The organism is Micromonospora sp. NPDC047644 (genome assembly GCF_040704315.1).
GTDB lineage: Bacteria > Actinomycetota > Actinomycetes > Mycobacteriales > Micromonosporaceae > Micromonospora.
Genome location: NZ_JBEYSY010000003.1, coordinates 84466 through 108336 on the forward strand (window position 1 = coordinate 84466; position 23871 = coordinate 108336).

The 23871-nt window shown below is 71.7% G+C and carries 22 protein-coding genes; 10 read left to right on the plus strand and 12 right to left on the minus strand.

The annotated features are described in order from the left end of the window. Window positions 1–14: 14 nt before the first annotated feature. The 8 genes from AB0877_RS06440 to AB0877_RS06475 form a co-directional block, all read right to left on the minus strand. Window positions 15–662 (minus strand): hypothetical protein, encoded by a 648-nt coding sequence (locus AB0877_RS06440; protein WP_366607228.1) that lies wholly within the window; start codon window positions 660–662, stop codon window positions 15–17. Between the two features lie 206 nt (window positions 663–868). Further along, window positions 869–1651 (minus strand): zf-HC2 domain-containing protein, encoded by a 783-nt coding sequence (locus AB0877_RS06445; RefSeq protein ID WP_366607230.1) that lies wholly within the window; start codon window positions 1649–1651, stop codon window positions 869–871. After that, window positions 1648–2340 (minus strand): sigma-70 family RNA polymerase sigma factor, encoded by a 693-nt coding sequence (locus AB0877_RS06450; RefSeq protein WP_030488630.1) that lies wholly within the window; start codon window positions 2338–2340, stop codon window positions 1648–1650. The genes AB0877_RS06445 and AB0877_RS06450 overlap by 4 nt, the downstream gene beginning before the upstream one ends. 125 nt (window positions 2341–2465) lie before the next feature. Further along, window positions 2466–3323 carry a fused MFS/spermidine synthase gene (locus AB0877_RS06455; RefSeq protein WP_366607232.1) on the minus strand — a complete coding sequence of 286 codons (858 nt, stop codon included), beginning with the start codon at window positions 3321–3323 and terminating at the stop codon, window positions 2466–2468. Window positions 3324–3341: 18 nt separating this feature from the next. Then, the gene (locus tag AB0877_RS06460) at window positions 3342–4301 is read right to left on the minus strand and encodes a hypothetical protein (protein ID WP_366607234.1); all 960 of its coding nucleotides are present in this window, start codon (window positions 4299–4301) and stop codon (window positions 3342–3344) included. Window positions 4302–4356: 55 nt separating this feature from the next. Further along, window positions 4357–6831, minus strand: a complete 2475-nt coding sequence (locus tag AB0877_RS06465; protein ID WP_366607236.1) for an SMC family ATPase — start codon at window positions 6829–6831, stop codon at window positions 4357–4359. After that, the gene (locus AB0877_RS06470) at window positions 6831–7979 is read right to left on the minus strand and encodes an exonuclease SbcCD subunit D (RefSeq protein ID WP_366607238.1); all 1149 of its coding nucleotides are present in this window, start codon (window positions 7977–7979) and stop codon (window positions 6831–6833) included. Before AB0877_RS06470 ends, AB0877_RS06465 begins: the two co-directional genes overlap by 1 nt. Window positions 7980–7997: 18 nt before the next feature. Next, window positions 7998–9749, minus strand: a complete 1752-nt coding sequence (locus AB0877_RS06475; protein WP_366607240.1) for an ATP-binding protein — start codon at window positions 9747–9749, stop codon at window positions 7998–8000. A 234-nt stretch (window positions 9750–9983) separates the two neighbouring features. Between AB0877_RS06475 and AB0877_RS06480 the strand changes: the two genes are divergently transcribed. Beyond that, window positions 9984–10502 carry a SigE family RNA polymerase sigma factor gene (locus tag AB0877_RS06480; RefSeq protein WP_366607242.1) on the plus strand — a complete coding sequence of 173 codons (519 nt, stop codon included), beginning with the start codon at window positions 9984–9986 and terminating at the stop codon, window positions 10500–10502. Next, window positions 10495–11244, plus strand: a complete 750-nt coding sequence (locus tag AB0877_RS06485) for a hypothetical protein (RefSeq protein ID WP_366607244.1) — start codon at window positions 10495–10497, stop codon at window positions 11242–11244. The genes AB0877_RS06480 and AB0877_RS06485 overlap by 8 nt, the downstream gene beginning before the upstream one ends. 4 nt (window positions 11245–11248) lie before the next feature. Here the strand turns inward: AB0877_RS06485 and AB0877_RS06490 are convergent, their stop codons facing one another. Next, a complete protein-coding gene (locus tag AB0877_RS06490) occupies window positions 11249–11995 on the minus strand; it encodes a pyrimidine reductase family protein (RefSeq protein WP_366607246.1) in 747 nt (248 codons plus the stop codon). Between the two features lie 150 nt (window positions 11996–12145). On the opposite strand from AB0877_RS06490, the gene AB0877_RS06495 reads away from it, so the two are divergent. The 6 genes from AB0877_RS06495 (at window position 12146) to AB0877_RS06520 (ending at window position 18805) form a co-directional block, all read left to right on the plus strand. Beyond that, a complete protein-coding gene (locus AB0877_RS06495; RefSeq protein ID WP_366607248.1) occupies window positions 12146–12709 on the plus strand; it encodes a plasmid pRiA4b ORF-3 family protein in 564 nt (187 codons plus the stop codon). Window positions 12710–13034: 325 nt separating this feature from the next. After that, window positions 13035–14324 (plus strand): extracellular solute-binding protein, encoded by a 1290-nt coding sequence (locus AB0877_RS06500; RefSeq protein ID WP_366607250.1) that lies wholly within the window; start codon window positions 13035–13037, stop codon window positions 14322–14324. Between the two features lie 109 nt (window positions 14325–14433). Next, window positions 14434–15405, plus strand: coding sequence for a sugar ABC transporter permease (locus AB0877_RS06505; protein WP_366607252.1), 972 nt, complete (start codon window positions 14434–14436; stop codon window positions 15403–15405). 10 nt (window positions 15406–15415) lie between these two features. Next, on the plus strand, window positions 15416–16258 hold the full coding sequence (locus AB0877_RS06510; protein WP_357206990.1) for a carbohydrate ABC transporter permease: 843 nt from the start codon (window positions 15416–15418) through the stop codon (window positions 16256–16258). After that, window positions 16255–17676: a GH1 family beta-glucosidase gene (locus tag AB0877_RS06515; RefSeq protein WP_366607255.1), complete on the plus strand. Its 1422-nt coding sequence runs from the start codon at window positions 16255–16257 to the stop codon at window positions 17674–17676. Before AB0877_RS06510 ends, AB0877_RS06515 begins: the two co-directional genes overlap by 4 nt. 82 nt (window positions 17677–17758) lie before the next feature. Then, window positions 17759–18805: a LacI family DNA-binding transcriptional regulator gene (locus tag AB0877_RS06520; RefSeq protein WP_366607257.1), complete on the plus strand. Its 1047-nt coding sequence runs from the start codon at window positions 17759–17761 to the stop codon at window positions 18803–18805. 234 nt (window positions 18806–19039) lie between these two features. Here the strand turns inward: AB0877_RS06520 and AB0877_RS06525 are convergent, their stop codons facing one another. Both AB0877_RS06525 and AB0877_RS06530 read right to left on the minus strand, forming a co-directional pair. Further along, window positions 19040–20251 (minus strand): acyl-CoA dehydrogenase family protein, encoded by a 1212-nt coding sequence (locus AB0877_RS06525; protein ID WP_366607259.1) that lies wholly within the window; start codon window positions 20249–20251, stop codon window positions 19040–19042. Further along, window positions 20251–21330 carry a phosphotransferase family protein gene (locus tag AB0877_RS06530; protein ID WP_366607261.1) on the minus strand — a complete coding sequence of 360 codons (1080 nt, stop codon included), beginning with the start codon at window positions 21328–21330 and terminating at the stop codon, window positions 20251–20253. Before AB0877_RS06530 ends, AB0877_RS06525 begins: the two co-directional genes overlap by 1 nt. Before the next feature lie 150 nt (window positions 21331–21480). Between AB0877_RS06530 and AB0877_RS06535 the strand changes: the two genes are divergently transcribed. Both AB0877_RS06535 and AB0877_RS06540 read left to right on the plus strand, forming a co-directional pair. Next, window positions 21481–22182, plus strand: a complete 702-nt coding sequence (locus AB0877_RS06535) for an amino acid-binding protein (protein ID WP_366607263.1) — start codon at window positions 21481–21483, stop codon at window positions 22180–22182. Window positions 22183–22271: 89 nt separating this feature from the next. After that, the gene (locus AB0877_RS06540; protein ID WP_366607265.1) at window positions 22272–23336 is read left to right on the plus strand and encodes a GNAT family N-acetyltransferase; all 1065 of its coding nucleotides are present in this window, start codon (window positions 22272–22274) and stop codon (window positions 23334–23336) included. Between the two features lie 10 nt (window positions 23337–23346). On the opposite strand, the gene AB0877_RS06545 is transcribed toward AB0877_RS06540, so the two are convergent. Further along, complete coding sequence (locus AB0877_RS06545; RefSeq protein ID WP_366607267.1) at window positions 23347–23745, minus strand: VOC family protein; 399 nt, start codon at window positions 23743–23745, stop codon at window positions 23347–23349. Between the last annotated feature and the right edge of the window lie 126 nt (window positions 23746–23871).

Genomic DNA, 23871 nt, shown 5'->3' on the forward strand with positions numbered 1-23871 from the left:
TGGGCGACCAAGGCTCAGTACGAGTAGCCCGAGCCGCCGGCGTCGTTCGAGTCGCTGTCCGCCGGCGGTGCGACCGCCTTCGGCGTGCCCTTGGGCAGGCAGCTCAGGTTCTTCTTGCCGTCCGGCTGGACCACGAACCAGGTGCCACCGACAGCCTGGCCCTTCCACTGGCCGGGCTTCTTGTCACCGATGTAGCGGTAGACCGGCCAGCCGCCGACGGTGAGCTGACGGGTGCCGTCCTGCCGGGTCACGCTGCTGACCTTGTCGTCCGAGACGCCGGTGAGCTCCGGGTTGCCGTCGGTCAGTGCCGGGGGCCACACCTCGGCGCACTTGTCGACGCAGTTCGACGACGGCGGGTCGGCGGTGTCCTTGTCGAAGCGGTACAGGATCCAGCCGTCCTGGTCGGTGACCACCTTGCCCATCCGGGCGACGCTCTTGCCGATCAACTTCTCGGTCAGGTCGACGTCCGCGGGCGGGGCGTCGGCGGCGGGCGCCTCCGCGGACGGCGAGGCCTCAGGTTCAACCGTCGCGGTGGGCTCGGCCGCGGCGACGGCGACCGGCTCAGCCGCGCTCGAGTTCGCCCCGTCGTAACCCGCGGGAGCGCAGGCCGTTAGTGCGACCATCGCGCTCGCGACGATGACGGTCCGCTTCATCTGTGCCACGTGCCCTCCTCATTCTTGACAGTTCACCCATAGGTACGGCGGATGGGCTGTCAAGGTTGAAGTAGTAACAGTGGTCAATTTCACTTAAATCAATTGAACCGTTTCCGGCTGCCATGCGTACGCACCCGCGAGGGGACCCTCCGCGCGGAACGACAGATCGGCGCCGGTCATTGTGACAATGACCGGCGCCGATGCGGTAGGCGCACTTACATGGGTACGGTGACCAGCGGACTCGCCACGCCGTTGGCATCCACCGACTGCACCTGGAGCTGCTTGATGTCCTTCGGCAGGGCCGACGTCGAGGCGCTCAGCTCGAGACCCTGCGGCCGGGTGTTGGTGCCGTAGCCACCATCCGGCACCGACCAGGTCGAAATGACCTCGGTGGTGGCGTTCTTGCGTACGACCACCAGTCGGCAGATGCGCGGGCCGGGCAGCTTCCGCAGACTGAAATTGACCCGGGTGCCGTAGTCCTTGGTCACCAGGAACATGGTGGTCTGCACACCGGTGGTCGGGTCGGTCGCCTCGACCTGGTCGCCCTCCACCTCGGTGCCGCCCACACCCGGGCCGCTCGGCGCGGCCGTCGGCACGCTCGTCGGAGGGTCGTTGGGCGCGCTCGGCGTCGACTCGGCCAGCACCCCCGGCGGTTGGTCGTTGCCGGTCACGCTGACGAAGCCGTACCCGGTCAGACCGCCGAAGACCACCACCGCGGCGGCCGTTGCGAGCAGGTGACGAAACCGGCTACGCCGTCGGTCGGCCCGGACCGCGCCGAGCGTGCGGTCCAGCAGAGCCGGGTCGGTCGCCGTCTGCTCCAGCGCCATCATCGTCTCGCCGTCGATGTCGGAGAGCAGCCCGACGACCGGCACCATCGTCTCCAACTCGGCGGCGCACGCCCAGCAGGTGGCGAGATGTTCCTCGAATCGCTCAGTGTCCTGCTCGTCGAGCACACCGAGCGCGTACGCCGCGACGTCCATGTGGTCCGGCCGGCTCATTCTGTCACCCCCCGCTCCTGCAGAGCCGTGCGCAGCGCGCGCAGCGCGTAGTAGACCCTCGACTTGGCGGTGCCCAACGGCAGGCCCAACTCCTCGGCCGCCTCCGGCACCGTCCGCCCCCGGAAGTACGTCGAGATCAGAATCTCCCGGTGCGACTGACTGAGCGTACGCAGCGCGTCCGCCACCGTCATGGTGCGCAGTACCCGGTCGGTGCTGTCCGCCTCGGCGAACGCGGTGAGGTCCCGGTCGTACGTCTCCGGCGGCCGGGCCTCCTGACTGCGGTGCTCGTCGATGGCGATGCGGCGGGCCACGGTGACCAACCACGGGCGCAACGAGCCCTGCCCCTGCGTGCCCAGCCGGTGCGCGTTGCGCCAGGCCCGCAGCAGCGTCTCCTGGACGATGTCCTCCGCGCGCTGCCGGTCCCCCCCGGTGAGGCGCATGACGAACATCAGCAACGGGCCGGCGTGTTCGGCGTAGAGCTGACGGATCAACTGGTCGGAGTGGCTGGCCTCGGTTGTCGTCGCCTGATGGCGTCCGGGCGCCGGTCGCGGCGTCACCGGACCATTCTGGCGAGTCGACGCCCGTGCGTCGACCCCTCGGGCAGACGAGGTCGACCGTGACGAGGGTCGCGCCGACAACCAGTCAGCGCGTACCGCGTCGCCATGCCAACCGGCCGCCACCGCGTGCATGCAGACCTCCGGGATGTCCGTGACCAACGCCGGCCCACGAGGTGGGCCGCCCGGTGGTACGCAGCGCCGGCCCCAGCGGATCAACAGACGACGAAAAAACTTCCCCGCCCCGATGGGGTGGACGGTCAGCGGCGTACCGAGAACAGCCCCGGCGGTGGCGGATCGGAGCCGGTGGCGTCCGCGTCCCGAACCACCTGCGCGCCACCGACGAAGCGGTCCAGGTCGTCGCCGGCCACCACCCGGCCGGGAAACCAGTCACCGGCGGCGCGTCTGGTCAGCTCCGGCACCGGAGGTGTGGACCGCCCGGCGACCAGCACCAGATTGCCGTACCGGCGCCCGCGCAGCACCGCCGCGTCCCCGACCAGACAGGCCTGCGGCAGCACCGACCGGACCGTGGCGACCTGCCCACGGGCGTGCCGCAGCGGCGGACCGTCGGCCAGGTTCGCCAGGTACCACCCGGTGGGGCGGAGCACCCGGGCCACCTCGGCGGCGTACTCCACCGACGTGAGGTGGGCCGGCGTACGCGCACCGGCGAACACGTCGGCGACCACCACGTCGTAGCTGGCCTCCCGGGTGGACGCGAGCACCGCCCGGGCGTCCTGGACCCGGACCCGCAACCGGGCGTCCGACGGCCACGGCAACGCCCGACGGACCAACTCGACCAGCGCACCGTCCACCTCGGACACCCGCTGGGTAGACCCGGGTCGGGTGGCGGAGACATACCGGGGCAGGGTCAGCGCGCCGCCACCAAGGTGCAACACCCGCAGCGGCTCACCGACCGGTGCAATCAGATCCACCGCGGCAGCCAACCGCCGCACGTACTCGAACTCGAGATGGGTGGGATCGGTCAGGTCGACGTGCGACTGCGGCGCGCCGTCCAGCAGCAGCGTCCACGAGCCGGCCCGGTCCGGAGCCGGCACCAGCTCCGCCAGCCCGGTGTCCACCTGCTCGACCACCCGGTCAGCCGCCCGTTTACGCCCCATCGGAACCAGTGTCCGCGCTCATCGGGCGGCGCGGGCCGCGGCGGTCAACGCACGGTGCAGCAACCGGGAATCGCCGAGCAGGGCCCGCAGCCGGCGCTCCAGGCCGGCGATCGGGATCAGGTTCTGCGGGGCCCGCGGATCCTTGTACGGGGTGGAGGCGAAGCGCGGCAGGGTCACCAGCGACAGGTCGGCCAGCTCGATCGCCGCCTCGACGGGCAGGTCGGCGGAGCACTCCACCCGAACGATGCCCGCCCACGGCGCGCCGATCGCCACCGGCAGCCGCAAATACCACGACCAACCGCCCCAGGCGGTGCCGAGCCGGAACACCGGGGAACGCTCACCCGATGCCATCCCCGTCACCACAGCGGTCAGCCGGGCGTCCAGGTACTGACTGTGCTGCGTCTTGATGTAGCCCAGCGTGCGCGGCAACTGCCGACGAGCGCGCAGCGGGCCGTCCACCACCAACAGATCGCCGTCGACCCGGGCGGCGTCGGACACCGCCACCTCCAACGCGGTCAGCGGACCCTGCACGGCGGCCGGCAACTTCGCCAGCTCACCGGTGCCACCCACCCGGTGCACCGGGTAACGGATCGCGCCCGCCACCACGTCCTGCGCCGACGGGCTCGCGGTGAACAGGCCCCGGCCAACCCGGGTGCCCGCCAACTGCGCCGCACCTCGCCCCAGGTCACACCGGACCACCCCGGCCGCGTACGAGGCGGCCAACCCGGGGAACGACAGGCCGTCGGTCTCCGCCGTCCAGATGCTGGCGTCGATGCGGCGAACCCCGTCGACGAGCAACACCACGTCCGGTGCCCGCACCCCGGGGCGGACCCCGATCGCCCGCCAGTCCACAGCCGGCAACTCCACGTCCGCGTCGACCTGGGCGCTGCTCGGCGCGGCCGGGCCGGCGGCGGACGCCTCGAACGACGCCCCGTACGCCGGATCCCACGAATCCACGAAGAACGCGGCGTCGCTCACCGGGCCGGCCCACCGTCAGCGACCGCGCTGCTCCCGTGCGCCGCGCTCCTCACGCTCACCGGCCGGTCCGTTCGATACGCGACGAGCGCGCGTCCTTACGCACCTCGAACCGGACCGGGATCCGCTCGGCCAGCGCCGGCACGTGGGTCACCACACCGACCATCCGATCGCCCCGGGCCGCCAGGTTCTCCAGGGTCGCCGCCACCGTGTCCAGGGTGGCGGCGTCGAGCGTGCCGAAACCCTCGTCCAGGACGATCGACTCCAGGCTCGCCGCCGTGGTCGACATGCCGGCCAACTGCTCGGAGAGCGCCAACGCCAACGCCAGCGACGCCTGGAACGTCTCACCACCGGAGAGGGTGCGCACGCCCCGGCGCAACCCCGCGTCGTGGTGGTCGACCACCACGAACTCGCCCTTGTCGTGCACCAGTTCGTACTGACCGGAGGAGAGCTCCCGCAGGATCCCCGACGCGCCGTCGACGAGCAGGTCCAACGCCTCGGCCAGCAGCCACCGCTCGAAGTTGTTGGCCCGCAGGTGCCCGGCGAGCGCGCGCGCCACCTGCGCCTCCCGCTCGTGGCCGGCCCGCTGCTCGCGCAACGTTCCGGCCTGCTCGCGACGCTCGTGCAGCCGCCGCCGGTCGGCGTCGGCCCGCTCCACCGCCACCGTCGCCGCGTGCACCGGGTCGTCCCCGACCGGCACCTCGGCGGCGGCGAAGATGCCGGCGATGCCCCGCTGCACCCCGTCGGCCACCGACTCGGCCTCCGCGACGGCGTCGGCCCGACCGGCCCGCTCGGCGCGGCGCAGGTCCGCCTCGGTGGTCGCCCACCCGGTCAGCGCCGCCCACGCGGCAGCCACGTCGTTCCGGTCGGTCGCCGGTGGGCCGAACCGGGCCAACCCGTCACGGGCGGTGTCGAAGGCCCGCCACGCCGCCCGCAGCCGCTCCTCGGCGGCGTCCACCCCGGCCCGGGCCTGCCGGGCGGCTTCGCGGCCGGCCCGGACCGCTGTCGCCGCCTCCTCCAGCGCGCGCCGCAAGCGGGCGTGCTCGGCCAGCTCCCGGCGCAGGACGGCCGGCTCGGCCGCGCCGGAGAGCTGCCCGTCCAGCTCGGACAGCCGGGCCTCCATCTGCTCCTGGCGGGCTCGCGCCTGCACCAGCAGCCGCTCCAGCTCCCGCGCCGCCGCGTCCCGCTCCTGCACCGTCGCCTGCGCGGCCTTGGAAGCGGCCCGCGCCGCCTTGCCCGCCGCCGTCGCGGCGGCCACCGCCGAATCGGCCGGCACCGCCGGCACCTCGGCCACCGGCTGCTCACACACCGGGCACGCCGCACCGGCGTGCAGGTGCACCCGCAGGCTCACCGCCAGGTCGGTGGCCTTCGCCTCCTCGTGCGCCCGGAAGGCCGCCTCCAGCTCGGCGTCGGCCCGCTCGGCGACCACCCGTGCGGCGGCCAGCGCCGCCACCGCGGCGGCGTGCTCGTCGTGCGCCGCGCGCACCGTCGCCCGGACCGTGTCGGCCTCGCCGGACAGCCGATCCCGATCGTCGTACGCCCGCAGTTGCAGTCGCAGCGCGCTCTCGTCACCGGCGGCGGCCAGCTCACCGCGCAGCTTGTCCTCCCGCTCCTCGGCCAGCGACACCGCGGTCGCCGCCGCCTCGGCGTCGGCCCGCGCCGCGGCGACCGCGCGAGCGACAGCGGTCACTCCACCCGGCGCGCGCACCCCGGTCAGCACTGTCAGCTCGTCGTCCAGCGCGGTCAACGCCGCCGCGGCCTCCCGTGCGGTGACCCGGGCCGCCGCCAGCTCCGGCACCGCCTCGGCCACCGCCGCCGCCAGCTCGGCCATCCGCTCGACCCGGGCGTCGGCCTCGGCCAACGCCTCGTCGTCCACGCCGGTCAACCCGACGAGCACCTGGTCGACCGCCTCCAGCCGGGCCTCCGCCTGCGCGGCGCGCGCCGTCGCCTTCTTCTGCACGTCCTCGTAGACGCCGAGGCCCAGCAGGTTGACCAGGATCTGTTGCCGGGTCGCCGGCTTGGCGTGCAGGAAGTCGGCGAACTGCCCCTGTGGCAGCACCACACAGCTGGTGAACTGCTCGTACGGCAGCCCGACCGCCTCCAGCACCGCCTGCTCCATCTCGGCGGGGGTGCCGGCCACCACCTCGCCGAGGTCGTCCGGGCTCAGACCGGTGTCCAGTTTGGTCACGTCGAAACCGGCCGGCATCAGCTGCAACCCGGCGTTCGCGGTCTTCACGTTGCCCCGGCCGTCCCGGCGGACCACCCGGGTCGCGACGTAACGGGCGCCGCCGGACTCGAAGACCAACCGCACCCGCGCCTCGGCCGCCGACGGCGCGAGCGCGTTCGCCAACCCCCGGGCGCCACCCCAGCGGGGCACCATGCCGTAGAGGACGAAGCAGATCGCGTCCAGCACCGTCGACTTGCCCGAACCGGTGGGGCCGATCAGCGCGAAGAAGTCGGCGTCGGTGAAGTCGACAGTGGTCTCGTCCCGGAAGACCGTGAAGCCGGCCATGTCCAATCGCATCGGACGCATCAGTGCTCGACCTCCTCGAAAAGCTCGTCGAAGAGCTCCCGGACACCCTCGTCGGCGTGGCCGCGGCTGTCCAGGTAGTCGGCGAACAACTCCCGAGGCGAACGCCCCGACCGCTGCGCGATGCGCGCGCCGCTGCCCGGCGCGGCCAACAGCTCCGGGTCGATCCGGATCTCCAGGGCCCGGGGGAGCAGCTCCTGGATCTCCTCGCGCAGGCCGGCGCGGGGCTGCTCCCGCACGTACACCCGCAGCCACGCGTCCGGTGCCTCGATCTCGGCGAGCTGGGCCAGGGTGCCGCGCACCGTCCGCAGCGCGCTCGCCGCCGTCACCGGCACCTCCCGCACCCGGGCGGCCGTGCTGGCCGTCACCTCGACCATCGTCACCGAGGGGACGTTCTCCTGCTCACCGAAGTCGACAGCGAGCGGGCTGCCGCTGTACCGCACCGGGCAGGGGCCGGCTACCCGTTGTGCCCGGTGCAGGTGACCCAACGCCACGTAGTGCGCGGTGGCCGGAAAGACCGTGGCCGGAACGGCGTAGCCCAACACGGTGTGCGCGTCGCGCTCGCCACCACCGGCGGCCGCGCCGGTCACCGTCACATGCGCGGTGACCAGGTGCACCCGGTCCGGCTCGGTGAAACCCTCGGTCAGTCGCCCCAGCACCCGGCCCAGGTGGTCGGCGTACGTCTGGTTGGTCTCCGCGGCGGTCAGCTCGTACATCTCCAACGCGCGCACCGCGTACCGCTGGGACAGGAACGGCAACGCGGCCAGCCGCCACCGCTCGCCACCGGCGGTGGTGCCGTCGATGACGTGCTCGTCCGGGTTTTCCCGCACCCCGCCGCGCAACGTGATGCCGGCGGCGTCGGCCCACGGACGCAACGCGTCCAGCGCCGGGCCGTTGTCGTGGTTGCCGCCGATCGCCACCACGTCCGCGCCGGTACGACGCAACGCCGTCAACGCCCTGGTGACCAGGCGGGTCGCCTCCGAGCTGGGCGCGGCGGTGTCGTAGAGGTCACCCGCGACGATCACCAGATCCGGTTGTTCCGCGCGGGCGATCTCGATCACCCCAGCCAGCACGGCCTTGTGCTCGTCGGCCCGGGACTGCCCCTTGAGCACCTTTCCCACGTGCCAGTCGGAGGTGTGCAGGATCTTCATGGCTGTGCCGGCCCCTACCTAGAACGGGATGTCGTCGTCGGTGCCGCCGCCGGAGCCCACCACGGCGAACGGGTCGGCGGACTGGGTGATCGAGCGCAGCGTGTCCGATGGTGCCCGGCCCGCCTCGGAGACCCGGGTGGCCCAGGCCGGAAACGGGAACTCCAGGCACAGCGGCACCGGGATGTCCGGTTGGTTGACGAACATGGTGCCCGGCTTGGCCAGCAACGCCCGCTGGCGCTGCGCGGGCGGCAGGAACCCGTACTCCGGGCGGGACGCCTCGGCCGGGTCGAGCCGGCCGACCACCCGGATCGCCGAGTTGGTGACGATCCGCCGCTCCACCTCGCTGGCCGTCTGCTGCGCGCCGATCAGGATCACCCCGAGCGAGCGGCCCCGCTCGGCGATGTCCAGCAGGACCTCCTTGATCGGCGAGGAGCCCTCCCGGGGGGCGTACTTGTTGAGCTCGTCGAGGACGACGAACAGCAGCGGCTTGGCGGTGCCGGACTTCTCCTTGCGCTCGAACTCGCTCTTGAGCGTCACACCGACCACGAACCGCTGCGCGCGGTCCGGAAGGTTGTGCAGGTCGACCACTGTGACCTGGGCCGACTCGCTCGTGTTGATGGAGTGGGGGCGGCGGGTGGCGAGGTCGCCACGGATCAGCCGGGCCAGGTCCTTCTTGCTGCCGATCAACCGCCGGGCGAACGCGTTGACGGTGCCCAGCCCCACGGCGCTGCCCGCCCAGTCGGAGCGGGTCTCGTCGTCGTTGAGCTGGTCGACGATGTGGTCGACCAGATCGCCGTAGGAGCCGAGCCGCACCCCGTCGATGCTCACTCCGCCGTCGGCGGGCTGGGCGTAGCGGGCCAGGTGCGCGGCCACCGAGTGGACCACCATCGTGTACTGCTGGCGCTCGTCGTCGGCGTCGGCGAAGACGTACGGCAGCAGGCGGTCGGTGCAGAACTCGCTCAACGTCCAGTAGAACGAGTCGACGCCGGTGAGCCGGCTGCTCACATCCGGCGTGCCGGCCGAGTCACCGACCCGGGGCGGGGCGTACACCCGCACGTCGGGGAAGGCGCCAGCGCTCAACCCGAGCTTCGCGTACGCGGCGCGGGTGGGCTCGTCGAGGCGGGTGTTCGGGTGGTCCAGGAAGAGCAGATCCTCGCCCTTGACGTTGAAGATCAGTGCCTTGGCGTTGACCGCGTCGCCGCCCAGCACGCCGGAGCGGAACACCGAGTAGAGCAGGAAAGTGGCGAAGCTGGTCTTGGTGGCCACCCCGGAGATGCCGGAGATCGAGACGTGCGCACCCCGGCTGCCGTCGAGGAAGTCGGCGTTGAGGTAGACCGGGACCCCGTCCCGACCCATCCCCATCGGGATGCGCCGCTCCATCCGGTCGAAGTGCAGCGCGCGGGCCCGCGCGTCGCCCTCGGCCCGGTGCACCACAGCGCCCGGGGTCGGCGGCACGTACAGCTCCGGATCGACCCGGGTGGTGGTCACCTCGGCTGCCTCCTGCACCTGCGCGGGCAGCGTGCCGTCGGCGATGGCGAACACGTCGGACTCGAACTGGGCGCCCTCGTGCCGAGCGCGGACCTGGGTGACCACCCCGGCGATCGTCACCGGTTCCCGGTCCGGCAGCTCGCGCCGGGTGACCACCACGTCGTCGAGCTGGAGGTAACTGCCCGGAGCGACGGCCGTCCAGAACTGCAACGGGGTGGCGTCGGCGGTGCCCAGCACGCGGCCGACCACCCCGCCCGGGCTGTCGAGCTCGGCGTCGGTCATCGGGCGGCTCGGGTCGGTCGGGCATCACGGTCGGCGCGCATGCAGTGCATCCTGCCCGAGGAGTACGACAGGTCGCCACGCGACGCGGCGGACGACACCATGCGCCGTCACACTCATGACGCTGGGTGTTCGACCGAGCGCATGAGGTGGGTGATGGTCGTGTCGGCGGGCACCGCGCGAGGTCCGGACTCAACTCCCGAGGCACCGGCCGCGTTACCTAGGCATGGAGCACGTATGAATGACGACTTCGGCGCGTTCGTCGCGACGAGCGGCCCACGACTGCTCCGCTTCGCCGTACTGATCACCGGGCAGCGGGCGGACGCCGAGGACCTGCTGCAGGAGGTGCTGGAGCAGGCGTACCCGCGCTGGCATGTGGTCCGGCAACGGCAGCCGGAGGCCTACCTGCGTCGCGCCATGACCAACCGGTTGGTCAGCCGGTGGCGCTCGCCGTGGAACCGACGTCGGGTCGCCGGTCTTCCGGAGGCTGTGCCGCAGCAGGATGAGCTGACCCGGGTCGACGACCGGGAGTTGCTTCTGACCGCGCTGCGGGAGCTTCCACCGCGGATGCGGGCGGTGGTGGTGGTCCGGTACTGGCTCGGCTTCTCCGAGGCGGAGGCCGCCGCCGAACTGGAATGTTCGGTGGGCTCGGTGAAGAGCCAGGCTTCTCGTGGTCTGCGCCGCCTGCGGGCCCGACTGGAGGCAGCCGGTGTTCCCCCACTCGACCTCGACCTCGCGGAGGAAAACCATGCGTGACAACGAGGTGGCCGCCCTGCTCGACCATGCCGTCGCGACAGTGGAGCTGCCACCCGGTCTCGCCCAACGGGTCGCCAGGAGAAGTCGGGCGCGTCGCCGTCGGCGTCTGCTGCTCTCGGGCGGCACGGTGGCCGTGGTGGCCGCCGTCGGGGCACTGCTGCTCCCGCGACTGGGGCCGACCGGTCGCGGTGGCGGCAGCGAGGGCGGGGGCACCGCGCCGAGCGCGGCTGCCGACGTTCCGGCCGGGATCGTCGGTCCCGACGGTCGACCGGCGACGCCGGCGCAGGTCGTCGCGGTCGGCCGGGTCGGGACGGAGACGCTGGTGCTGATCCGGCGCGAGCCGCGCGCCGAGGAGCGGGCCGCCGGGGGACAGGCGGCCGAGGTGGTGATCACCTCGGACGGGGGTGGTCCGCGCCGGTTGCTCGACCACCTCTCGTACGACCTGGCCTGCGTCGATGGTGACGCGGTGTGTACGGCCCTGCGATCCACCGGCAGCGGGCTGGGCGTGGCCGTGGCCCGGCGCTCCGGCGGTCGGCTCTACGTCCTGGTCCAGGCTCCGCAGGGGCGTACCGTCGAGGTCGTCGCCGGCGGCGTCTCGCATCCACTCGGCGCGGCACCGCGCGGCGCTGTGGCCGAGGTGGTCGCCGCCGAGCCGTACGACGAGGTGCAGGTCTGGGCGAGCACCACCGACGGCCGGCGCTACCGGATTCCGTGGGCTCCCGGGGCGGTGCTCACCGACTGAGGTCTCAGCGGCGGGCGTGACGGAGCATCAGAACGCCGTCGTCGGCGGCGAGCACGTGGCGAAGTGGCAGGTGCCGGGGCGGTGCGGTGTCGCCGGCGGTGATCCGGCCGGGGCCGGGCCCGGCCAGCAGCGGCGAGACGGTGAGGCACAGCTCGTCCACCAGGTCGGCGGCGGTGAGCGCGCCGAACAGGTGCGGGCCGCCCTCGCAGAGCAGTTGGGTGAGCCCGCGGCGGTGCAGCTCGACGAGACCGGCGGCCAGGTCGACCCGCTCGGCGCCGCAGCGCAGCAGGTCGGCGACGTCGGTCAGGCCGGGCGGGGGCTCCGCGTCGGCGTGGGTGAGCACCAGCGGGCGGGTCGGCGCGTCGGCGAAGGCGGCCTGCGCCGGGTCCAGGTCGAGGGAGTTGGAGACGACCACCAGCGTCGGGTACTCCGTCAGCCCGTTGGCCAGACGCCAGGTTCGGCGGCGCTCGCTGAGCCGGACCGCCCGGTACTCCTCGTGGCGCAGGGTGCCGGCGGCCACCACCAGCGCGTCGCAGACCATCCGCAGCAGACCGAACACCCGCTTGTCCGGCTCGCCGGAGAGCCCGGCCGAGTAGCCGTCCACGGTGACCGCGCCGTCCAGGCTGGCCACGAAGTTCACCCGCAGTCGGGGCTCGTCGACGCGGCCGTAGAGGGCGGTCAACGCGGCGTCGTCGAGCGGCTGCGTCGACGGCTCGGGCCAGAGTCGTCGGATCGGAATTCCGACGGTCATTCGTCGGCCGGACCGGTGACCGGAGGGGTGGGTTCGGCGGTACGGTGCTGGCAGTCGCACCAGTTCCGGCCCGGGCAGTCGTCGTGTCGCCGGGCCCGGCACGCTCGGCAGATCATGCTCGCAGCCTAAGCCGCGGGAGGACAGGACAGCATGGCGCGTCAGATCTTCCAGCTGAAGATGTCCCTTGCCGGGACCCGCCCGCCGGTGTGGCGTCGGGTGCTCGTGCCGGCCGGCTACACGCTGGATCGGCTGCACCGGGTGGTGCAGCACGCGATGGGTTGGCGGGACTGCCGCCTGCACTCGTTCGAGATCGACGCGGTGCAGTACGGCGAGCCGGACGCGGACGGGGAGTTGGCGTTGCACGACGAGCTGGACGTGCGGCTCGACGCGGTGCTCGGCAAGGGCAGCCGGTTCTCCTACACGTACGACTTCGGCGACTGGTGGGAGCACGACCTGGTCGTGGAGGACGCGTTGACCGCGGACCCCGACGAGCGGTACCCGGTCTGCCTGGCCGGGGAACGGGCCTGCCCGCCGGAGGGTGTCGGCGGGTCGTTGGGCTACCAGGCGCTCCTGGAAGCCGTGGACGACGAGAGCGACGCGGTCGACCTCGTCAGTTCCCGCCACGCGATGCTGCGCGACTGGGCGGGGTCGACCTTCGACCCGTCCCGGTTCGACGCCACCCGCGCGACCACCCTCCTGCGCCACTTCTGCTGATCCACCGCCGGCCCGCCACCCCGCCGCGCCCGACAGAGCGTTGTCGATCAAGAAGTCCGTGTCCGGGGACTCCGTTTCCTGGCCGAAAGTCCCTGGTCACCGCATTGGTGCGGGCGGTCTAGGTGGGGTCGGTGCGCTGGAAGTGGTGAGCGGTAACGATCTGGGAACGCTCCCAACGTCCTATTGACACTCCCGTTACCCGCCGGCAATCTCATGGGAGCGCTCCCGGAGGTGGCATGGGTCACTGATGCATCCCCGGCCTGGCGCGATGAGACACCCCCCACCACAACCACCCAGCCTCACCACCGGAAAGAGGGGTCAGCGCATGAGTGTCACCACGCGGCGTACCCGCCTGGCGGCCGCTGCCCTGGCCGCGATCACCGCAATCGGCGGTCTCGCGGCCTGCGGCAACGACGACGACAAGCCGGCGGCCGGCGAGAAGCCGGCCAAGCTGGTCGTCGACACCTTCGGCGAGATGGGCTACGACGAGCTCGTCAAGCAGTACGAGAAGGACACCGGCATCAAGGTCGAGCTGCGCAAGACCGCGCAGCTCGGCGAGTACCGGCCGAAGCTGGTCCGCTACCTGGCCACCGGCAAGGGCGCGGCGGACGTCACCGCCCTGGAAGAGGGCATCCTCAACGAGTTCAAGCCCAACGCGCGTAACTGGGCCGACCTCGCCCCGCTGGTCGCCGACCACTCCAAGGAATACCTGCCCTGGAAGTGGGAGCTGGGCAAGGCGCCGGACGGTCGACTGATCGGCCTGCCGACCGATGTCGGCAGCCTCGCCGTCTGCTACCGCAAGGACCTGTTCCAGGCGGCCGGCCTGCCCACCGAGCGTGACCAGGTGTCGGCGCTCTGGCCGGACTGGAAGGGCTTCCACGACGCCGGTCTGAAGTACAAGCAGGGCAGCGGCGGCAAGGCGTTCATCGACTCGATCACCGCCATCTCCAACGGTGTGCTGTTCCAGGGCAACGGTGACCTGTTCTACGACAAGGAAGACAACATCATCGCGGACACCAGCCCCGCGGTGAAGAACGCGTGGGACACCGCCACCTCGATGGCGGACATCTCTGCCAAGGCGTCCACCTGGTCGCCGGAGTGGTCGGGTGGCTTCAAGCAGGGCACCTTCGCGGCCACCTTCTGCCCGTCCTGGATGCTCGGCATCGTCTCGGACAACTCCGGTCCGGCCAACAAGGGCAAGTGGGATGTCGCGTCCGTGCCGGGCGGCGGCGGTAACTGGGGCGGCTCGTGGCTCGCGGTTCCGGCGCAGAGCAAGTACCCGAAGGAGGCGGCGAAGCTCGCCGAGTACCTGACCAACGCGAAGAGCCAGGTCGAGGCGTTCAAGCTCAAGGGCCCGCTGCCCACGAACTTGGAGGCGCTGAAGAACGAGGCGTTCATCGGCTACACCAACGAGTACTTCAGCAACGCGCCGACCGGCAAGATCTTCGGCGAGAGCGTCGCCAAGATCCAGCCGACCCACCTGGGCCCGAAGCACCAGGCGGTGAAGGAGAACGCGCTCGAGCCGGCACTGCGGGCGTTCGAGAACGGGCAGGCCGACAAGGCGAAGGCCTGGGAGCAGTTCACGAAGGACGCAAAGACTCAGGGTGCCTTCTGAGTGATTCCCTGCCGGTGGCGTTCGGGGCTTCCCGGACGCCACCGGCCGGTCCCCTCCGCGTAGCGCCCTGCGCGAGGGCCCCCGGGCCTCGCCGGAAAAGGAAATTCGCATGAGCCTGTCGGCCACGACGGCACGGCCGTCGCCAGCAGCACCGCCTTCTCCCGACGTCGATCGCCACCGTCGACGGGGAAGATTACTCAACCGCCTCGATGTCAAGTACTCGCCGTACCTCTACATCGCCCCGTTCTTCCTGATCTTCGGTGTGTTCGGGTTGTACCCGATGGTGCGTACCGCCTGGATGTCACTGCACGACTGGGACATGATCGGCGAGCACACGTTCATCGGCTTCGACAACTACACCCGGCTGGTGTCCGACGAGTACTTCTGGAACGCGCTGGTCAACACGTTCGGCATCTTCGCCCTGTCGACCATCCCCCAGTTGTTGCTCGCCCTCTTCCTGGCGAACCTGCTCAACCGGACCCTCCTGCGGGCCAAGACCTTCTTCCGGATGGCCATCTTCATGCCGAACGTGGTGTCGGTGGCCGCGGTCGCGATCGTGTTCGGGATGCTGTTCCAGCGGGAGTTCGGTCTGTTCAACTGGCTGCTCAGCTTCGTCGGTGTCGACCCGGTCGACTGGGACGGGCACCGGTGGAGTTCCTGGACGGCCATCTCCTCAATGGTCAACTGGCGGTGGACCGGGTACAACACCCTGATCCTGCTCGCCGGTATGCAGGCGATCCCGAAGGACCTCTACGAGGCCGCGGAGATCGACGGCGCCGGCCCGTGGCGACAGTTCTGGCAGATCACCCTGCCCATGCTCAAGCCCACCTTCATCTTCGTGGTCATCCTGTCCACGATCGGCGGCATGCAGCTCTTCACCGAGCCCCTGCTCTTCGGCAACGGCAACATCATCGGCGGCAACCAGCGGGAGTTCCAGACGCTGGCCATGTACATGTACGAGATGGGCATCGTGAACCTGAACACCGCCGGCTACGGAGCCGCGGTCGCGTGGGCGATCTTCATGATCATCATCGTGGTGTCGCTGTTCAACTTCCTACTCGTCCGCCGCTCGGCGAAGTGAGGAGAGATCGATGATCTCGGCTTCCCAGCGCCTGTGGCGCACCAGCCCGCTGACCTACCTGGCACTCGTCCTGGCGGCGCTGCTGTCGATCTACCCGTTCTACTACATGCTGGTGATCGGCAGCCGCAGCCTGGACAACATCAACGACGTGCCGCCGCCGCTGACCCCCGGTGGCGCGTTCGGTGACAACTTCCAGCGGGTGCTCGACAACGACGCCGCCAACTTCCTCACCGGCATGATGAACTCGATCATCGTCTCCTCGGTGGTCACCCTGTCGGTGGTGCTCACCGGTTCGCTGGCCGGGTTCGCCTTCGCCAAGCTGAAGTTCCGCGGCAGCAACGCCCTCCTGCTGGCGATCATCGTCACCATGATGATCCCGACCCAGATGGGGCTCATCCCGCTCTGGGGCATGATGCAGGACCTGGGGTGGTACGACACCCTCTACGCGGTCACCGTGCCGTTCCTGGTCACCGCCTTCGGCGTGTTCATGATGCGGCAGTACGCCAGCCAGGCGATCTCCGACGAGCTGATCGAGGCCGGTCGCGTCGACGGGGCGAGCACGTTCCGGATCTACTGGAGCATCGTGCTCCCCGCGCTGCGTCCCGCCGCCGGCGTCCTCGGTCTGCTGACCTTCATGGAGACCTGGAACTCGTTCCTCTGGCCGTACGCCATCCTCACCCCGGAGAACCCGACCCTGCAGGTCTCGCTCTCCTTCCTCTCGTACGCCTACTACACCGACTACTCCCAGGTGTTCGCCGCCACGGCGATCGGCACCATCCCCCTGGTAATCGTCTTTCTCGTGTTCGGCCGCCAGATCATTGGCGGGATCATGGAAGGTGCCGTCAAGTCGTGAGCAACCCCGCCAGCCCACCCGCCGTCGACGTCCTCGACGAGCGCCCCGGGCTGACCTTTCCACCCGGATTCCTCTGGGGGGCCGCGACGGCGGCGTACCAGATCGAGGGGGCGGCTGCCGTCGACGGTCGCACCCCGTCGATCTGGGACACCTTCAGCCACACCCACGGTCGGGTCGTCGCCGGGCACACCGGCGACGTGGCGTGCGACCACTACCACCGGCTCGGCGACGACGTCGCGCTGATGGCCGAGCTGGGCCTGAAGTCGTACCGCTTCTCGGTCTCCTGGTCGCGGGTGCAGCCCGGCGGCACCGGCGCGGCCAACCCGCAGGGCCTGGACTTCTACCGGCGACTCGTCGACGAGCTGCTGGCCAACGGCATCGAGCCGTGGCTCACCCTCTACCACTGGGATCTGCCGCAGCCGCTCGAAGACGCCGGCGGTTGGCCGGCCCGGGACACCGCGGCCCGCTTCGCCGACTACACCACCCTGATGGCCGACGCGCTCGGTGACCGGGTGCGCTACTGGACCACGCTGAACGAGCCGTGGTGCTCGGCGTTCCTCGGCTACGGCTCCGGCGTGCACGCCCCCGGCCGCACCGACGGAGCGGACGCGGTGCGCGCCGGCCACCACCTGATGCTCGGTCACGGCCTGGCCGTGCAGGCGCTGCGGGCCGCCCGGCCGGGCGCCGAGGTGGGCGTGACCGTCAACCTCTACCCGGTCGACCCGGCCAGCGACAGCCCCGCCGACGTGGACGCCGCCCGGCGTATCGACGGGTTGGCCAACCGGTTCTTCCTGGACCCGCTGCTGCGGGGGTCGTACCCGGAGGACCTGGTGGCCGACCTCAGCACGGTGACCGACTTCGCGCACATGCACGACGGCGACCTGGCGACCATCTCCACGCCGCTGGACCTGGTCGGGGTCAACTACTACAGCCGGCACGTGGTCGCCGCGCCGGTCGAGGGCGCGGAGGCCGACCCGGCCCCTTCGTGCTGGCCGGGCAGCGAGGACGTCCGCTTCGTCACCCGTGGCGTTCCGGTCACGGACATGGGCTGGGAGATCGACGCCCCGGGTCTGACCGAGACGCTGCGCCGGGTGCACGACTACACCGAGCTGCCCCTGTACGTCACCGAGAACGGCTCCGCGTTCGTCGACTCGGTGGTCGACGGGCAGGTCGACGACGTCGATCGGCTGGCCTACTTCGACGCCCACCTGCGCGCCGCCCACGAGGCGATCGACGCCGGAGTGCCTCTGCGGGGATACTTTGCGTGGTCGCTGATGGATAATTTCGAATGGGCCTGGGGTTACACCAAGCGGTTCGGCATGATCCACGTCGACTACGACAGTCAGGTCCGCACCCCCAAGTCCAGCGCCAAGTGGTACGCCTCGGTGATCCGGCGCAACGGTCTGGCCGCACAATAGGCTCGGGCCAGCCATCAGGACGGCCCCGGCGTCCACCTCCCGCAGGTGGCGCCGGGTCCGCCCGCCGTCGGAGGAGCACACGATGACAACGCAGCGCACCCGGTCGCTCGGGCGCCCGACCCTCGACGCGGTCGCGGCGCGTGCCGGCGTCGGTCGGGGCACGGTCTCCCGCGTGGTCAACGGCTCACCCCAGGTCAGCCCGGAGGCCCGGGCCGCGGTCCAACAGGCCATCGCAGAGCTGGGGTACGTGCCGAACCGGGCCGCCCGTGCGCTCGTCACCCAGCGGACCGACTCCGTCGCGCTGGTGGTGTCCGAGTCCGGCGAGCGGGTCTTCACCGAGCCGTTCTTCGCCTCGATCGTGCGGGGGATCAGCTCGGGGCTGCTGGAGACGCCGATGCAGCTCTGGCTGGCCATGGCCCAGTCGCCGGTGGAACGGGAGCGCGTCGAGCACCACCTCACCAACCAGCACGTCGACGGCGTACTGCTGCTGTCGTTGCACGACTCCGATCCGCTGCCGACGCTGCTGGAGGAGCGCGGCCTGCCGGCCGTGCTCGGCGGTCGGCCCGCCCGGATGCTGCAACCCGGCGCCCAGCCGGCCTGGTTTGTCGACGTGGACAACGTTGGCGGGGCCCGGCAGGCGGTGGAGTACCTGGCGAGGCAGGGCCGGCGACGCGTCGCCACCATCGCCGGTCCGCAGGACATGGGTGCCGGGCTGGCCCGCCTGGCTGGCTACACCGATGCGGTCAAGGCCACCGGTGCCAGCGTCAACCCCGACCTGATCGCGTACGGCGACTTCAGCGAGGGCAGCGGCGCGGCCGGGATGCGGCGACTGCTGGATGTCTGCCCAGACCTGGACGCGGTCTTCGTCGCCTCCGACCTCATGGCGTTCGGCGCGATGCGGACCCTGCGTGAGGCCGGCCGGCGGGTGCCCGAGGACGTCGCGGTGATCGGCTTCGACGACGCGACCATCGCCCGCCAGGCTGAGCCGCCGTTGACCACTGTCTTCCAGCCGGTGGAGGAGATGGGCCGGCAGATGGCCCGCCTGCTGGTGGCCCGGATCCGTGGCGAGGAGCTACCCGCCTCCCACATCCTCCTGGACACCCAACTGATCCACCGAGCCTCCGCCTAACCCCCACCCCCACCCCGCCCAGCGTGTGTCGATCATGGGGTTGGCCTGGACATTTCCGGCATTCCCGCCCGTCACCCTCATGATCGCGAAGGCTGGCGGGGAAGATCGCACTGGATCCTGGATGTAGTGGCCTCCGGGCGAGCGCACACCACTACATCCAGGATCGAGCGCGATCTTGGTGTGGGTGGCGGGCCGGGGGCCGCGGGCCGGGGGCCGGGGCGGGGGTGGGCGGGGTTACGGGGCCCAGCGGCGTAGTTCGCGCTTGGCCAGGGAGTTGCGGTGCACCTCGTCGGGCCCGTCGGCCAGGCGCAGGGTGCGGGTCTGCGCCCAGAGGGCGGCCAGCGGCGTGTCCTGACTGACACCGGCGCCACCGTGGGCCTGAATAGCCTTGTCGATCACCCACTCCGCCATCGCCGGCGTGCCGATCTTGATGGCCTGGATCTCGGTGTGCGCGCCCTTGTTGCCGACGGTGTCCATCAGCCAGGCCGTCTTGAGCACCAGCAGCCGAGCCTGCTCGATGCGGACCCGGGACTCGGCGATCCACTCCCGGACCACGCCCTGCTCGGCCAGCGGTCGGCCGAACGCGATCCGCTCCAGCGCCCGCCTGCAGAGCAGCTCCAACGCGCGCTCAGCCATTCCGATCAGTCGCATGCAGTGGTGGATCCGGCCCGGCCCCAGCCGGGCCTGGGCGATGGCGAAGCCGGTGCCCTCGGCGCCGATCAGGTTCTCCGCTGGCACCCGGACGTCGGTGAAGTCGATCTCGGCGTGGCCGCCGTGCGTACCGTCGGTGTAGCCGAAGACGGTCATGCCCCGGCGCACTGTCACCCCGGGGGTGTCCCGGGGGACCAGCACCATGCTCTGCTGGCGGTGCCGGTCGGCGGTGGGGTCGGTCTTGCCCATCACGATGAAGATCTCGCAGCGCGGGTCCATCGCCCCGGACGACCACCACTTCCGTCCGTTGATCACGTACTCGTCGCCGTCGCGGGTGATCCGGGTGGCGATGTTGGTGGCGTCGGAGGAGGCGACATCCGGCTCGGTCATGCAGAAGGCCGAGCGGATCTCGCCCTCCAGCAGCGGCATCAGCCAGCGTTGTTGCTGCGCCTGCGAACCGAACTCGGCCAGCAACTCCATGTTGCCGGTGTCCGGTGCCGCGCAGTTGACCGCCTCCGGCGCGAGGTGCGGGCTGCGCCCGGTCAGCTCGGCCAGGGGGGCGTACTGGAGGTTGGTCAGGCCGGCGCCGTAACGCGGGTCGGGCAGGAAGAGGTTCCACAGGCCGCGCTTGCGGGCCTCCGCCTTCAGTTCGGCCAACACCGGGGTACGCGACCACGGGTCCCCGGTGGCCACCTGTTCGGCGTGCACGGCCTCGGCCGGGTAGACGTGCTCGGTCAGGAACCGGGTCAGCTCGGCGCGCAGCTCTTCGGTCCGGCTGTCGTATGAGAAGTCCATCACCGCTCCCTGGCGGCGGTCAGCCCGTGCGCGACCAGCGGTGCCACCATCTCGCCGATCCGGTCGAAGCCCTCGCCGAGCGTCTGCCCGAGCGTGTGGCGGTAGTGGATGCCCTCACAGATGACCGCGAGCTTGAAACAGCCGAGCGCCACGTGCCAGTGCAGCGGCCCGACGTCGACATCGCTGCGGCCGGCGTACCTGTCGATCAGCTCGCTGCCGGTGGGGAAGCCGGCGCGCGGGCCGAGCCCGTCGGCGACGGGGTTGCCCGCTGCGGTGTCGCTGCCACCGAGCACGTCCCAGTAGGTCAGCAGCAGCCCCAGGTCGGCGAGGGGGTCGCCGAGGGTGGCCATCTCCCAGTCGAGCACCGCGTGGACGGCGACCGGGTCGGCCGAGGCGAGGAGGTTGTCCAGCCGGTAGTCGCCGTGCACGATCCGGCCGGCGTTCGCGCCCTCCGGCGCGGTCGCCGCCAGCAGGTCACGCAGCTCGTCGATGCCGGGCAGCGGCCTGCTGCGGGAGCGGTCGAGCTGCCCGCCCCAGCGGCGGACCTGCCGGGCGAGGTAGCCCTCGGGGCGGCCGAAGTCAGCCAACCCGACGCTGGACGGCTCGACGTTGTGCAGCGCGGCCAGCGTGTCCATCATCGCCATGGCGAGGCCGCGGCGACGCTCGTCGCCCAGCGGGTCGGTCTGCGCGCGGGTGCGGAACACCTCGCCGGGCATCCGCTCCATGAGGTAGAACGGCGCGCCGACCACCTCGGGGTCGGTGCAGAGCAGCAGCGCGCCCGGTACCGGCACCTCGGTCGGCGCCAACGCCGAGATGACCCGGAACTCCCGTGCCATGTCGTGCGCGGTCGCCAGCACGTGGCCCAGCGGGGGGCGGCGCAGCACCACCTCGCGGTCTCCGAGGCGCAACAGGTAGGTGAGGTTGGACTTGCCGCCCGCGATCAGGTGGGCTCGCAGCGGCCCGGCGGCCAGCTCGGGTCGGTGCTCCGCCAGGTAGTCGGCGAGACGGTCGAGGGCCAGCCCCGCCGGGGAGACGGGAACGGCCTCCGGCCGTGACGCATCGGCGGCCGGATCACTCATCGGACTAGTTGATGGCAGCCCGCTCACGTTGTCAAGGTCAGAATTTCCGCTCGGGACATGCCCCTGCAACAGGGACGAAATGGTCAACTACCAGGCTGTTGACAGCCTGCCGGCCGCTTCTTCGCCGGCCCGCCGAGCGGAGGGACAGACATGTTGCTGCGAGTTCGGGTCACCCTGCCGGACCGTCCGGGCACCCTCGGTCAGGTCGCCCGCACCCTGGGCGTCTCCGGGGCGGACATCGTCCAGGTGGTGGTGCTCGAACGGCTCGGCGGGCGCGCGGTGGACGACTTCACTGTCGTCTGGCCGGGTGCGGCGCGGGTGGAGCGGCTGCTGGCCGGGCTCGCGGCGATACCGGGCGTGCGGGTGGACGGTGTGTGGCGGGCGATCGGCGCGCCCACCACCACCGGCCAGGACGCGGAGCTGCTGGCCCAGGTCGCGGCCAACCCGGCCGACGGGTTGGCCACCCTGGTCGACGCGGTGCCGGGGCTGCTGGCCGCCGACTGGGCGGTGGCCGCCGTGGTGCCGGTCGACTGGGCCTCGCGCAGCGGGGGCGGCGGGGCGACCGTGGGGTACGCGAGCTGGCGTGCTCCCGTACCCCCGCGATTGCCGGAGGTGACCCCGCTGCGCGGTCGGTCGATGACCACGCCCGACGGGACCCACCACGCGATCGCGCCGTTCGGCCGGGCGGGCCTGGTGCTGGTGGTGGCCCGTGAGCGCAGCGAGACCCTCTCCGCCGCGGCGTTCCACGGCACCGAGGTGGATCGGCTCACCCAGCTCGTCCGCGCCTGCGCGGTGATCCTCGGTGACCGACTCGATCTCGTCGGTGCGCCGCCGGTGGTCGCCGGTCCCTGAGCGGCCCGAGGAGTTCCCGGGCCGACACCGCCGGGCAACCGGGCGGCAACAGGCGGGGGTGAGGCTCTTACCGGGGAAGGGAGCCAACCATGACGTTGTGGCGGATCCGAGCGACGGTGGACGACCGACCGGGTTACCTGTCGGTGCTCACGGCGAGCCTCGCGCTGCGTGGGGTCAACATCCTCACCGTGCAGGTGCAGCCCACCGAGCAGGGTGCGGTGGACGATTTCCTGGTCGACGCGCCGGATGCGCTCGACGAGGCTGAGCTGATCGCCGCCGTCGAGCGGGGTCGCGGCCGGGACTGCTGGGTGGCGCGCAGCGAGGCGCGTGGTCTGGCCGACCAGCCCACCCGGGTGCTCGGGCTGGCCAACCGGCTGGTGCGCGACCCGGATGCGACGGGCGAGGCATTGCGGACCCTGCTCGCCGCCGACGTCGTCAGCTGGCGGCCGGCGTCGGTCGGCGGCGAACGGGGGATCACCGGGGCCAGCATGGTGTTGGCGGACCCGGCGGGCGGTTCGTTCGCGCTGCGCCGGGCCGCCCCCGACTTCACCCCGGCGGAGTACGCGCGGGCGCAGGCCCTCGTCGAACTGGCCGCCACTGTGGCGCGTCGGACCGCCGAACAGGTGACCGTGGTGCTGCCCGACGGCGCGGAGGCGGCCGTCCGGCCGGCCGGCGTCCACGATCTGCCCGGCGTGGTGGAGCTGCACGAGGCGTGCTCGCCGGGTAGCCGGCAGCGGCGTTACCTGGGCGGGGCGGCGCTGCCGCAGCCGGCCCGCCTGCGTCGACTGCTGGAGCCGAGCCGCGGGCTGACGCTGATCGCCGGCACCACCGGCTCCGACGGCGCGACCGAGTCGGTGGTCGCCATGGCGAACCTGCTCGGCGAGGGCGACGAGGCGGAGGTGGCGCTGCTGGTGCGCGACGACTGGCAGCGGCGTGGGCTCGGCTCGGCGTTGCTGCGCCGGGTGGTCCAGCACGCCGACCGCTGCGGGTACGCGGCGCTGGTGCTGCACGTGCAGGCCACGAACGACCCCATGCTGCGGACGCTGCACCGGCTGGGCCGGCCCACCGATGTGGAACGCGACGGAGGGCTGCTCACCCTCACCGTCGCGCTCGCCGTCCCCGCCGGGGCGGACCGCACGGGCGCGTTCGCCTAGGGCCTCACGCTCACGGCTCGGGCGGCGCGCGGTGGCCCGAGACGCAGAACCGGTTGCCCTCCGGGTCGGCGAGCACCACGTACGGCGGCTCGGTCGGGTGTGGGTCGGTGGGGTAGTCCCGCCAGTCAACGATCCGCGCGCCGAGGGCCAGCAGCCGGTCGAGTTCCTCGTCGAGGGGTCGGTCGTCGGCGTCCAGATCCAGGTGGAGCCGGGGGAACTCCCGCACGGGGCTCTCGCTGAGGTCCATCGCGAGGGCTGCGCCCGACACGCCGGGCGGCGGTTCCAGCACGATCCACTCGTCGCCGGTGAATCGGGGCTCGCGGCGACGGTAGCCGAGGGCCGCGGCCCAGAACGTTGCGGCCCGTTCGGCGTCGGACACGCCCAGGGAGAGCTGTGCGATCAGTGCCATCTCCCGACGGTACGTGGCGACGGGAGCCCCTTGCGCCCGGCGAGCAGCACCGACGGCGCCACGTACGGAGGGCGCTGCGCGCCCCCGCCCTCATCGGCAGGCTTCCCAACCGGCGACCCGCCCATT